At 71.2% G+C, this 12,575-nt stretch carries 8 protein-coding genes; 5 read left to right on the top strand and 3 right to left on the bottom strand.

Annotation, left to right across the window (positions count from 1 at the left end; translation table 11 throughout):
- Positions 1 to 91: 91 nt before the first annotated feature.
- A complete protein-coding gene (gene gcl, locus OG390_RS40280) occupies positions 92 to 1,867 on the bottom strand; it encodes a glyoxylate carboligase (protein ID WP_406178148.1) in 1,776 nt (591 codons plus the stop codon).
- Positions 1,868 to 2,167: 300 nt separating this feature from the next.
- On the opposite strand from gcl, the gene OG390_RS40275 reads away from it, so the two are divergent.
- Entirely contained in the window at positions 2,168 to 3,058 is an 891-nt protein-coding gene (locus tag OG390_RS40275; protein WP_406178146.1) for a hypothetical protein, read from the top strand.
- A gap of 19 nt (positions 3,059 to 3,077) precedes the next feature.
- On the top strand, positions 3,078 to 3,587 hold the full coding sequence (locus OG390_RS40270) for a GNAT family N-acetyltransferase (RefSeq protein WP_406174854.1): 510 nt from the start codon (positions 3,078 to 3,080) through the stop codon (positions 3,585 to 3,587).
- Between the two features lie 414 nt (positions 3,588 to 4,001).
- On the opposite strand, the gene OG390_RS40265 is transcribed toward OG390_RS40270, so the two are convergent.
- Together OG390_RS40265 and OG390_RS40260 are read right to left on the bottom strand one after the other, a co-directional pair.
- Positions 4,002 to 5,609, bottom strand: coding sequence for an AMP-binding protein (locus tag OG390_RS40265; RefSeq protein WP_406174852.1), 1,608 nt, complete (start codon positions 5,607 to 5,609; stop codon positions 4,002 to 4,004).
- Entirely contained in the window at positions 5,606 to 7,282 is a 1,677-nt protein-coding gene (locus tag OG390_RS40260; RefSeq protein ID WP_406174850.1) for an AMP-binding protein, read from the bottom strand. Before OG390_RS40260 ends, OG390_RS40265 begins: the two co-directional genes overlap by 4 nt.
- A gap of 101 nt (positions 7,283 to 7,383) precedes the next feature.
- Here OG390_RS40260 and OG390_RS40255 point away from each other — a divergent pair, with 101 nt between their 5' ends.
- From OG390_RS40255 to OG390_RS40245, 3 genes are all read left to right on the top strand, one after another.
- On the top strand, positions 7,384 to 8,238 hold the full coding sequence (locus OG390_RS40255; RefSeq protein ID WP_406174848.1) for a response regulator transcription factor: 855 nt from the start codon (positions 7,384 to 7,386) through the stop codon (positions 8,236 to 8,238).
- A gap of 331 nt (positions 8,239 to 8,569) precedes the next feature.
- On the top strand, positions 8,570 to 11,413 hold the full coding sequence (locus OG390_RS40250; protein WP_406178144.1) for an ATP-binding protein: 2,844 nt from the start codon (positions 8,570 to 8,572) through the stop codon (positions 11,411 to 11,413).
- A gap of 279 nt (positions 11,414 to 11,692) precedes the next feature.
- Positions 11,693 to 12,484: a S1 family peptidase gene (locus OG390_RS40245; RefSeq protein ID WP_406174847.1), complete on the top strand. Its 792-nt coding sequence runs from the start codon at positions 11,693 to 11,695 to the stop codon at positions 12,482 to 12,484.
- Positions 12,485 to 12,575: the final 91 nt, after the last annotated feature.

Raw genomic sequence — 12,575 nt, 5'->3', positions numbered from 1 at the left:
CAGGTGCCTGTGAACAACGCGAAAGGGCGGCCCATCCACCCGGATGGGGCCGCCCCTGCGTGACTGGAGTGCCAGAAGGCCGAGCGGTGGGTCAGACCTTCAGCGTCTTGATCGAGGTCGGGGCGTGGCCCGGCTCGGTCGCGATCTCCTCGAACTCCACGACGTTGCCGATGTCGTTCGTCTTGCTCATCGCGATGTTCGTGACACGCTCCAGGATCGCCTCGACGACGACCGGAACCTGGTACTCGGCGGCGAGCTTCTTGGCCTGTTCGAAGGCCGCGCCCAGTTCGCTGGGATCGGTGACCCGGATCGCCTTGCAGCCGAGTCCCTCGACGACCTTGATGTGGTCGACGCCGTAGACGCCCAGCTCGGGAGAGTTGATGTTCTCGAACTCCAGGTTGACCTGGAAGTTGATGTCCAGGCCGATCTGGGCCTGACGGATCAGGCCCAAGTAGGCGTTGTTCACCAGGACATGGACATACGGGATCTTGTGCTGGGCGCCGACGGCCAGCTCCTCGATCATGAACTGGAAGTCGTAGTCACCGGAGAGGGCGACGACCGGGGTCTCCGGGTCGGCCTTGGCGACGCCGAGCGCGGCCGGGATCGTCCAGCCGAGCGGGCCCGCCTGGCCGCAGTTGATCCAGTGGCGCGGCCGGTAGACGTGCAGCATCTGGGCGCCGGCGATCTGCGAGAGGCCGATGGTGGAGACGTACCGGGTCTCCGGGCCGAAGGCCTTGTTCATCTCCTCATAGACGCGCTGCGGCTTGATCGGGATGTTGTCGAAGTGCGTACGGCGCTGGAGCGTCGCCTTCCGCTCCTGCGCGGCGGCGGCCCAGTCGCCGCGGTCCGGCAGCCTTCCCGCGGCCTTGAGCTCGCGCGCGACCTCGACGAACAGCTCGAGCGCGGCCTTGGCGTCGGAGGCGATGCCGTAGTCGGGCGCGAAGATCTTGCCGATCTGGGTGGGCTCGATGTCGACGTGCACGAACTTCCGTCCGGCCGTGTAGACGTCCAGCTTGCCGGTGTGACGGTTGGCCCAGCGGTTGCCGATGCCGAGGACGAAGTCGGACTCCAGGAAGGTCGCGTTGCCGTAGCGGTGCGAGGTCTGCAGGCCCACCATGCCGGCGTTCAGCTCGTGGTCGTCGGGGAGAATGCCCCAGCCCATCAGGGTCGGGACGACCGGGGTACCCGTCAACTCGGCGAATTCGACGAGCAGTTCGCAGGCTTCGGCATTGATGACACCGCCACCGGCGACGATCAGCGGACGCTGGGACTCGTTCAGGAGCGTGATCGCCTTCTCGACCTGGGCACGGGTCGCGGCGGGCTTGTAGGCCTGGAGCGGCTCGTACGTCTCCGGGTCGAACTCGATCTCGGCGAGCTGGACGTCGATGGGCAGGTCGATGAGGACCGGGCCCGGACGGCCGGAGCGCATCAGGTGGAAGGCCTGCTGGAAGACGCCGGGGACCTGGGCGGGCTCCAGCACGGTGACGGCCATCTTCGTGACCGGCTTGGCGATCGAGGCGATGTCGACGGCCTGGAAGTCCTCTTTGTGGATCACGGCGGTCGGGGCCTGGCCCGTGATGCACAGGATCGGGATGGAGTCGCCGATCGCGGAGTAGAGGCCGGTGATCATGTCGGTGCCGGCCGGTCCCGAGGTACCGATGCAGACGCCGATGTTGCCCGGGTGGGTCCGGGTGTAGCCCTCCGCCATGTGCGAGGCACCCTCGACATGTCGGGCGAGGGTGTGGTTGATCCCCCCGGATGCCTTGAGCGCCGCGTAGAAGGGGTTGATCGCCGCGCCAGGGACGCCGAACGCGTTGCTGACGCCCTCGCGCTTGAGGATCTCGACTGCCGCGCGGGCAGCGGTCATACGAGCCATGGAGTACTCCTGCTTCGGCTGTCGGATTCGCGCTCCCGTCGCGCCCCGCGGAGAGCTGTTGATTCCGTTGCGGTCCGCAGCGGCCTCCCTGACCCTTGAAGGGTTCGGGATTCCGTATTGCGGAAACTAACTTCTACTATCTGGAAGCAATGTAAGCGGCTCGCCGAGAGCCGTCAAGAGTGGGCACCGGCACTGGACCCGCCGGTGGCTGTCGAACCGTTTCCCTGCCGGAGGGCCCTTCGCTGGAGGACGATGGACACGCTGTCCCGACGTGACGTCCTGGAGTGGGCCATGGCCGAGAGCGTGCCGGTGCGGTGTCCGGCCTGCCGCCGCGAGCATCTCTATGCGGCGCCGTCGTATCCGTGCGTGTGCGGCGCGCCCGTGACGCCTCCACTCGACCGCCTCGCGAATCCTGCGCCCGTCGCCCACCGCGTCTGGGACGAGGACTGGGTCACGGTGCGCTGCGAGGCCTGCGGCCGCGACAGCCAGTGGCCCCACCCCGAGCTGGGGTGCTCCTGCGGGGCGACGCTGCGGATTCCAGTACGAGGGATACGAGGCCTGCGGCGGGCGCGGCGCGTGGAGCTCGCGTCGGGCACGGCCGCCGACGCGCACCCCGACGGGACCAGGGAGTCCCGCGCGAAAACCGCCCCGGGCGCCCGCCCGCACACGACCGACGGCCGGACGCACGACGCGGACGAATCGCCACAGGACCCCGAACAGGACGGGGAGAGGGACTACCGGGACCAGGACACAAGCAGGAGGTCACCGCAGCGCCCGCCGCACGCCCCCTCCTCCGCGCCCCGCCCCCCGCTCCAGCCGGTCACCATCCGTACCGCGCGGGACGCGGTCACGGCGGCCGCCCTGTATCTGCGCTGGCTCGGTTATCGGGACATCCGGCGGGCGGATCAGCGGCCGCCGTCCGGGATCGGGCTCGCCGCCCGCGGCATCCTCGCTCAGGTGGACCCCACAGTCCGTCCGGCCTCGCTCCGCGACGTGGAGTGCCTGTGGCTGACGGCCATGGCGGAGTCGGCGGGGTGCGTGTACTTCTCCCTCACGGGCTACGCCGACGACGCCCGCGCCCGGGCCGACACCCTCGGCGTCCCCCTCTTCGTCCTCGACCTCAAGGGCACGCCGCAACCGGTGAACAGCCCGGCCGACGAACTCATCGCCTCCACGGGCTGACCACCGGCACAATCGACGCATGCGCATCCGCCGCGCGGCCCCCGACGAGCTCCCCGCCCTGCAGGACATCGAACGCGCAGCGGGCGACCCCTTCCGGGAACTGGGCATGGCCGACATCGCCGACGACGAGCCGCCCGCCCTGGACCTGCTGGACGGCTACCGGCGAGCGGGCCGCGCCTGGGTCGCCGTGGACGAGGAGGACCGCCCCCGGGCCTACCTGATCGCCGAGCCGGTGGACGGCGCGCTCCACATCGAGCAGATATCGGTCCATCCGGACGCCGCACGCCGGGGCGTGGGCCGGACTCTTCTCGCGTACGCCGCCGACCGCGCACGAGAGGAGGGCTTGACCGGTCTCACGCTGACCACCTTCGCGCAGGTTCCGTGGAACGCTCCGTACTACCTCCGCATCGGGTTCCGGGTCCTGGAAGAAACCGAACTCACCCCTGGCCTGCGGACGATCCGCGCCGCGGAGGCCGGGCACGGCCTCGACCGGTGGCCACGCGTCTGCATGCGCAGAGCCACGACCTAGTGTCCTGCGCCATCAATTCGTCGTTAGTTCTTGGTGCCCCACTGCCGCCGACTTGGCCGAATACTCGCAGGCCGGGGCTGGATGGGCGGACAACCAACCCGGCCGGGCAAGGCGCGAATCCACCGACGAACTTCTGGCGCAGCGCACTAGTGCCGCGTCAGCCAAGGTTCGCCCGTCAAGGAGCGGCGTCCGGTGCGTGCTCTGGGGGTCCCCCCGGCCGAAGGCTGGGGGAGTGCCGGCCGGAAGTCCTCGTACTGGACGTACTTGGGCTTTCGGCCGGTGCGGCGAGTGGGGGCAGCACCTCCCACGCCCTTGAGGCAGTGGGGGAGCGTGCCGGGCGTCGCGACGGGGCGAACCTCGGCTGACGCGGCACTAGTTGTATTGCAGCGTTGTTGACGCGGGTGATCAATACACCTAGTCCGTGTACGTCTCCCGCAGCTCGATCTTCCGCACCTTCCCCGAGACCGTCATCGGAAATGCCTCCAGGATCCGCAGCCGGCTGGGGATCTTGTACTGCGCCAGCTGTCCTTCGCAGAAGTCCCGCAGCTCCTCCAGCGTCAGCGGGTCGGCCGGGTCACGCGGGATGACGCAGGCGAGCACCTCCTCGCCGTAGCGCTCGTGGGGTATGCCGACCACCTGGACGTCGGCGATCTTCGGATGGGCGTACAGGAACTCCTCGATCTCGCGCGGGTAGATGTTCTCGCCGCCCCTGATGATCATGTCCTTGATGCGCCCGACGATCTCGACGTAGCCGTCCTCGCGCATCATGGCCAGGTCGCCGGTGTGCATCCAGCGGCCGGGGTCGATGGCCTCGGCGGTCTTCTCGGGCTCGTTCCAGTAGCCGAGCATCACGCTGTAGCCGCGGGTGCACAGCTCACCGGCGGTGCCGCGCGGCTGGGTCACACCGTCCACGGGGTCGACGACCTTCACCTCGATGTGCGGGAGCACCCGGCCGACGGTGCCCGTGCGGTGTTCGAGGTCGTCCTCCCTCCGGGTCTGCAAGGACACGGGTGAGGTCTCGGTCATGCCGTAGCAGATGGACACCTCCTCCATGTGCATCTCGGCGACCACCCGCTTCATCACCTCGACCGGGCAGGGCGAGCCCGCCATGATGCCGGTGCGCAGGGAGGACAGGTCGTATGTCGCGAAGTCGGGGAGGTTCAACTCCGCGATGAACATGGTGGGCACGCCGTACAGCGACGTACAGCGCTCCTGCTGGACGGCCTTCAGGGTGGCCGCGGGGTCGAAGGCCGGGGCGGGGATCACGATGCACGCGCCGTGCGAGGTGGCGCCGAGGTTGCCCATGACCATGCCGAAGCAGTGGTAGAAGGGCACCGGCAGGCAGACCCGGTCCTGCTCGGTGTAGCCGACCGTGCGGCCCACCCAGTAGCCGTTGTTGAGGATGTTGTGGTGGGAGAGCGTGGCCCCCTTGGGAAAGCCCGTGGTGCCCGAGGTGTACTGGATGTTGACCGGGTCGTCGCAGCTCAACTCGGCTGCGGCCACGGCTAGTTGCCGAGGATCGACGGACGCGGCGCCCGACGTCAGGGCGTCCCACGAAGGGGCGCCGATGTACACCGTGTCCCGCAACTCCGGGCATTTCTCCCGGACCTGGTTGACCAGGGCCCGGTAGTCGCTGCTCTTGTGCTCCTGCGAGGCGATCAGGACCGAGATCCCCGCCTGCCGCAGCACGTACTCCAACTCGTGTGCACGATAGGCAGGGTTGATGTTCACCATGATCGCGCCGATCCGGGCGGTGGCGTACTGGACGAGCACCCACTCGGGGCAGTTGATCGCCCAGATGCCGACGCGGTCGCCCTTCAGCACGCCCTTGGCGAGCAGCCCGCGTGCCACCTCGTCCACCGCGGCCCCGAACTCGGCGTACGTCCAACGCCGTCCGGAGTCCACGTCCACCAGCGCGTCGCGCTCGGGGTGGGCGGCGATCGCCCGGTCCAGGTCGGCCCCGATCGTGTCGCCGAGAAGGGGCGTCGTGCTCGTGCCGTGGGCGTACGACAGTTCGGTCACCGGAAGTCCTCCTCGCGGTACTCCGCGTCCGAGCCGGCGGCCGTGGCCTCGCGCAGCTCGATCCGGCGGATCTTGCCGGACACGGTCTTGGGGAGTGCGCCGAACTCCAGACGGCGGATGCGCTTGTAGGGCGCGAGGACCGTCCGGGAGTGCTCGAAGAGCACCTTGGCGGTGTCGGGTCCCGGCTCGTAACCCTCCGCGAGGACGATGTACGCCTTCGGCACGGCGAGCCGCAGTTCGTCGGGGGCCGGGACAACGGCGGCTTCCGCGACGGCCTCGTGCTCCAGCAGCGCGCTCTCCAGCTCGAAGGGCGAGATCTTGTAGTCGCTGGCCTTGAACACGTCGTCGGCGCGGCCCACGTATGTGATGTAGCCGTCGGCGTCGCGGGAGCCGATGTCGCCGGTGCGGTAGTAGCCGCCGGCCATCGCCTCCGCCGTACGGTCGGCGTCGCCGTGGTAGCCGGTCATCAGGCCCACGGGGTGCGCGGACAGGTCGAGCGAGATCTCGCCCTCGTCCGCGCCCGGCGCGCCGGACACCGGGTCGAGCAGTTCGACGCGGAAGCCGGGGCTGGGCCGTCCCATGGAACCCGTCTTGAGCTGCTGCCCCGGGCTGTTGGAGACCTGCACGGCCGTCTCGGTCTGCCCGAAGCCGTCCCGGATGGTGACGCCCCAGGCGCGCCGCACCTGTTCGATGACCTCGGGGTTGAGCGGCTCCCCCGCGGCCACGGCCTCGCGCGGCGGCGTCCGCAGCTGTGTCAGATCGGCCTGGATGAGCATGCGCCACACGGTGGGCGGGGCGCAGAACGTCGTCACGCCCGCCCCGTCCATCTCCGCCATCAGCCGGCCCGCGTCGAAGCGCGTGTAGTTGTGGATGAAGACGGTGGCCTCCGCGTTCCAGGGCGCGAAGAGGTTGGACCAGGCGTGCTTGGCCCAGCCGGGCGAGGAGATGTTCAGGTGCACGTCACCGGGCTCGAGACCGATCCAGTACATGGTCGCCAGATGGCCGATCGGATACGAGACATGCGTGTGCTCGACCAGTTTGGGGCGGGCCGTGGTGCCGGAGGTGAAGTAGAGCATCAGCGGGTCGTCCGACTGGGTGGGACCGTCGGGCTCGAAGGGCGCGTCGGCGGCGTACGTCTCCTCGTAGGACCGCCATCCGGGCCGCGCGGCGCCGACCGCGATCCGGGTGTAGCCGCCCGGCACCTCGTCGAACTTCTCGGTGTCCTCGGACCGGGCGATGACGTGCCGGACGCGGCCGCGCTCCACACGGTCGTGCAGGTCGGCGGCGCCGAGCAGCGGGGTGGCCGGAATGACGACGGCGCGCAGCTTCATCGCGGCGAGGGCTGTCTCCCACAACTCGACCTGGTTGCCGAGCATGACCAGGATGCGGTCCTCGGCGCCCACGCCCTGCGCGCGCAGCCAGTTGGCCACCTGGTTCGAGCGCCGGGACATCTCGGCGAAGGTGACCTCGGTGCGCTCGCCGTCCTCCTCGACGATGTGCAGGGCGGTGCGGTCGTTGCCCCGCGCGATGACGTCGAACCAGTCGAGTGCCCAGTTGAAGTACTCCGGGCGGGGCCAGCCGAAACCCTCGTAGGCGGCCGTGTAGTCCTCGCGGTGCTCCAACAGGAAGTCCCGCGCGGCCCGGAACTGGTCCGTCGCGCTCGTCCTCGTCATGTGTCCTCCTCGTTGCCGGACAGCCGCTTACCATCGTGTATTCCGTGATGCAGGTCTCACCACCCCCTAACGGGGGTGCGCCGCGATGAAGGGGCGATCAGGTGGCAGCAGACGCAGCCGAGGCGGTGGAGATGCGTGGCGCGCTGGTACGGCTGCGGCGCGCGACGGGGCTGCCGGTCGCGTTCGGCGGCCTGGTCGAGGCCGGCCGCCAGCAGGTACGCATCAGCGAACTCAGCGGTACGGCGACGGCCGCGCTCAGCGCCCTCGCGGTGTCCTCGGGCAACGGCCTCGGCGGCAAGGCGGTGGCCCTCGCCCGGCCGTGCGCCGTGACCGACTACTCGGCCTCACGGCAGATCAGTCACGAGTACGACATGGCGGTCGCCACCGAGGGGCTGTGCTCCGTGCTGGCCGTGCCCGTCGTCGTACGCCGACGGGTGCGCGGGGTGTTGTACGGCGCCCTGCGGACGGCCCAGCCGCTGGGTGACCGCACGCTCGGCGCGGCCGTCGCGGCGGCCCGGGACGTGGAGCAGGCGCTGGTCGTGCGGGACGAGGCGCGGGACCTGCTGGCCGCCGCGCGAGAGCCCGGCCCGGTGGCGGGGGGTGCCGCGTGGGAGGAGGTGCGCGAAGCGCACGGGGCGCTGCGCGCGCTGGCACCGCGGATCCTCGACCCGCAGCTTCGGGCCGAGCTTCTCTCCGTGTGCGGCCGGCTCGCCGAGGCGGGGCCCGGGCTCGGCCCGGGGGCCGGGCCGGGCGCGCGTCACGTTCGTCTGGCGCCGCGTGAGGTGGATGTACTCGCCTGTGTCGCGGGCGGGGCGACCAACTCCGTTGCCGCCGAGCGGCTGGGGCTGCGTCCCGAGACCGTGAAGGGGTACCTGCGGTCGGCCATGCGGAAGCTGGGGGCGCACACCCGGTTGGAGGCGGTTGTCGCTGCGCGGCGGGCGGGAGTGCTGCCGTAGGGTTCGCCGGCTTTCGGCGCTCCGCCCCCTCGCCTCGGTCGCTCCGCCCCTCGCCTCGGTCGCTCCACGGCCACTTTCTCCGCCGCTCCGCGGCGTTTTCCTACCCACCCGCTGTTTTCGACCGCTCCGCGGCCCCTGTGACCGTTTGACCGCTCCGCGGTGCACGAAAACGGCCGTTCCACGACCCCCTGGCGTTTTTCCATTCAATCCGGCGCGACTTGAAATACCTTATGCGCACACCCTGTTATTTCCCTCACCACCCCGACAGTCCGAAATTCAAAGAGACATTGCCTAATATTGGCCCGGACACGACACGAGGGGAGCGGTGACCGTGCGAGGGGACTTCAAGGAGCCTGCGAGACCCCGCCCCGACCTGGTCATCGGCCGGGAGGAGCTCTTCGCGGGAGCGCGCGAGCAACTCTCCGGCGGGGGCAGCGTGTTGGTGCACGGCCCCGCGGGAATTGGAAAGTCGACCATCCTGCGGGCGCTGGCCGCGGAATGCGCCGCATCGGCACGAACCGTGTTGCGCTGCTCCGCCACCGAGTCCGAATCCCACCTCCCCTTCCTCGCCCTGGCCGACCTCCTGGGCCTGGTCGTGGACGAGGTCTCCGACCGGCTGCCCGCTCCGCAGCGCACCGCGCTGGAGTCGGCGCTCACCGGCCGCGGTGAATCCACCCTCCAGCGCGACGGTCTGGCACTGCGGCTCGCCGTGCTGTCGGTGTTCCGGGCGCTGGCCGCCCAGGGCCCGGTGCTGATCGTCGCCGACGACCTGCAGTGGCTCGACCCGGCCAGCGCCGAACTGCTCGGCTTCGCCGCCCGCCGGCTCGGCGGCATGCCCGTACGGATGCTGTGCGCCGTACGCACCGACACCGAACCGCAGGGCCAACAGCACGACCGCCATCTACGCGCGTCCCCGCCGGACACCCTGGCCGTGCGGGTCAACCCGCTCTCCCGCGCCCAGGTGGCCGCGCTCCTCGACCATCGCGGCTACACCGACCTGCCCCGCTCCACCGTGCGGGACATCCACCGCACCAGCGGCGGCAACCCCCTGTTCGCACTGGAGTTGGGCCGCGCCCTCGCCGAGTCCGTGACCCCGCCGAGCCCGGGCGAGCCGCTTCCCGTGCCGACCTCGCTGCGCGCGCTCGTGCTCAGCCGCCTGGAGATGCTGTCCGCCGAGGCCCGCCGCACGCTGCTCGTGGCGAGCGCGGGGGCGCGCCCCACCCTGGCGCTGCTGCACGCGGCCGGTCGCGAGAACGCCGAGGCGGAGATGGCGTCGGCCGCGGAGCTCGGGCTCCTCGCCACGGAGCGCGAGACACCCGGCATCCGGTTCGCGCATCCCCTCGTCTCCGCCGCCCTGTACGCGGAGGCGAGTGCCCAGGAGCGGCGCGCCGCGCACGCCGCGCTGTCCACGGCGGCCTCCGATCCCATCGAGCGGGCTCGCCATCTCGCGCTGGCCACCACCGGAACGGACCCACGGGTCGCCGCCCGGCTCGGCGAGGCCGCGGCCGCCGCCCGGGACCGCGGCGCGCCCTCGGTCGCCGCGGGGCTCGGGCTGCTCGCCGCCCGGCACACCCCCGTCGACACCGTGCCCGGCCCGGACGAACGGCGACTGGTGGCCGCCGAGGACGCGCTGACGGCCGGCGAGACGGATCTCGCGCGGGACATCGCGCGCCAGGTGCTCGCCCGGGCCACCGAACCGGCGGACCGGGTGCGGGCCTGGATGGTCGTCATCGACGCCGCCGGGCAGGCCATGGCCGAGATCGACGCCGTCTTCCCGCATGCGCTCGCCGACGCGGGAGACGATCCGCGGCTGCTCGCCCTCGTCCGCTACCAACTGGCCTGGCGGGCCCTGCTCATGGACGGCGAGATGGCCAAGGCCCGCGAGGAGGCCGCCTGTGCCGCGAGGCTCGCGGCCCGTGCCGGGGACCGGCCCACCGAGCTCCTCGCGCTGGGCTTCCAGGCGCAGATGGAGACCCTGATGGGGCATCCCGACGCCCCGGCGACCATTCAGCGGGCGATGCGCGAGCCGCAGGACCCCCGGGTGGCGTGCGACCACAACGGCGCCGGTGCGGCCCGCTTCCGCTGGCTGATCATGGGCGACCAGCTCGCCGAGGCCCGTACGACCATCACGGCGCTGCTGCACGAGGTGCAGCGGCGCGGGATGGTCGAGAGCGAGGTCCACTTCCTGCGCGGGCTCGCCGAGACCGAGCTGCGCTCCGGGCACTGCGGCCGGGCACTCGACCTGGCGCGCGAGAGCTTGCGGCTCGCTCGCGACACGGGGATCGGCGAGGCGGCCACCGCCATGTTCACCTCGCTCGCCGAGGCCGCGGGCGGCGACGTGGACCGCGCGCTCGCGCTCGCCCGGGAGGCCGTGGACCGTGCCGAGGAGGACGGCGACCTGATCTACCTGTCGCGCGCCCTGGGCGCCCTCGGGCACTCCCAGCTGGTCGCCGGGGACGCGGCTGCGGCGGTCCAGTCCCTGCGCCGCGTAAGGGAGTTGGAGGAGGGGCTCGGCGTGGTCGATCCCGCCCGCGGGCGCTGGCACGGCGACCTCGCCGAGGCGCTGGTACGGATCGGCGAACCGTTGGAGGCGCAGGACGTCATCGACGTCACCCGGGAGCGGGCCCTGCGGCTGGAACGCGAGAGCGTGCTGGCCGTCCTCGACCGCGCCGAGGCCCTCGTACGCGCCGCACGCGGCGAACAGGGCCCTGCCGAGCGGCAGTTGACGTCCGCGCAGGACCGCCTCGGCAAGCTGGGCTACGGCCTGGAGGAAGCCCGCGCGGCATACGCCCTCGCGGGCCTGCGCACCCTCCCCCAAGCTCTCGGCTTCGCTCGAGCAGGGGGGACCCCCATGCCCGGCCCCACCGCGTACGACGAGGCGGCCCGCCTCTTCCGTCGCTGCCGGGCCCTGCCCTGGCTCCGCCAGGTCGAGTCGGCGTCCACCGCCCACCCGACGTCACCTCCCCTCGCCTCCGCCGCCCTCGACACGCTCGCCGCGACCGAACGCCAGGTCGCCGCCCTCGTCATGGAGGGCGCCACCAACCGCGAGATCGCCGCGCGCCTGTTCATCAGCGTGAAGACGGTGGAGGCGACGCTCACTCGGGTGTACCGGAAGCTGGGGATCCGATCGCGGGTGGACATAGTGCGGCTGGCGGCGGAGCGCAGGACCGGCTGAGCCCGGCCCCGGAGCACCGGGGCTGATTCCAGCACGTCGGGAGCCCCCAGGACGGACGGGGCCAACCGGACGCCACCGTACGCCAAACCTCGCCCCGCGCGGCCGAGGGTTTTCCCTCCCTCAACTCCCTTAGGGGGTTCCCTCATTGGGAGGAGTGACCCTCCGCTTCTAGCTTGGGCACAGTGCCGCTCGCTCGGGCACACGGCGCCCCACCACAGGCACCGTGCATCACCCCCCACACCCGTGCGTCCCCCCACCGGCCAACCTCCGAGGAGACCCATGTTCGGGCTCAACCGCGTCAAGAAGACCGCCGCCGTCGGCATGGCCACCGCTGCCGCCGCCGCGACCGCGCTGCTCGGCGCCCCCTCCGCCGCAGCCGCGCCCCAGCCGATCGTCGGCGGCTCGACGACCACGACGACCGCGTACCCGTTCATGATGCAGATCACGGACGCGTCCGGGAGCCAGTTCTGCGGCGGCACGCTGGTCGCGGCCAAGAAGGTCGTCACCGCCGCCCACTGCATGGTCGGCGAGACCACCAGTGGCGTCCGCGTGGTCGGCGGCAGAACGTACCTCAACGGCACGAACGGCACCGTCAGCAAGGTCAGCAAGATCTGGGTAAACCCCGACTACACGGACGCCACCAACGGCGACGACGTGGCCGTACTGACCCTGTCGACGGCGATGTCCTACACCCCGGCGTCGTACGTCTCCTCCTCGGACACCGGTGTGTACGCGGCCGGCACCACCGCCCGCATCCTCGGCTGGGGTACCACCTCGGAGAGCGGCAGCTCCGCCAACCAGCTGCGCACCGCGACCGTCCCGATCGTGTCCAACTCCAGCTGCGCGAGCTCGTACGGCTCCAATTTCGTGGCCACCGACATGGTCTGCGCCGGATACGCCTCCGGCGGCGTCGACACCTGCCAGGGCGACAGCGGCGGCCCGCTGCTCATCGGCGGCGTCCTGGCAGGCATCACCTCCTGGGGTGAGGGCTGCGCGGAGGCCGGCTACCCGGGCGTCTACACCCGCCTCACGACCTTCTCCAGCCTGGTGACAGCGCAGGTCAACTCGTAGTCACCGATGAACTCCTGAGTACCCCTCAGGTGAATGCCAGGGGGCGTTGCGGGCCTCCACGAGCGGCCCGCAACGCCCCCTATCCACTCCC

Origin of the sequence: Streptomyces sp. NBC_00996 (assembly GCF_045162675.1) — a bacterium.
Taxonomy (GTDB): Bacteria; Actinomycetota; Actinomycetes; order Streptomycetales; family Streptomycetaceae; genus Streptomyces.
Note: the sequence above shows the minus strand (reverse complement) of the source record. Positions and strands in the feature narration are given on the sequence as shown.

Coding starts and splice junctions, on each gene's coding strand:
- OG390_RS40260 (WP_406174850.1), bottom strand. CDS start 7,282: ATGACGAGGACGAGCGCGACGGACCAGTTCCGGGCCGCGCGGGACTTC.
- OG390_RS40270 (WP_406174854.1), top strand. CDS start 3,078: ATGCGCATCCGCCGCGCGGCCCCCGACGAGCTCCCCGCCCTGCAGGAC.
- OG390_RS40245 (WP_406174847.1), top strand. CDS start 11,693: ATGTTCGGGCTCAACCGCGTCAAGAAGACCGCCGCCGTCGGCATGGCC.
- OG390_RS40275 (WP_406178146.1), top strand. CDS start 2,168: ATGGCCGAGAGCGTGCCGGTGCGGTGTCCGGCCTGCCGCCGCGAGCAT.
- gcl (WP_406178148.1), bottom strand. CDS start 1,867: ATGACCGCTGCCCGCGCGGCAGTCGAGATCCTCAAGCGCGAGGGCGTC.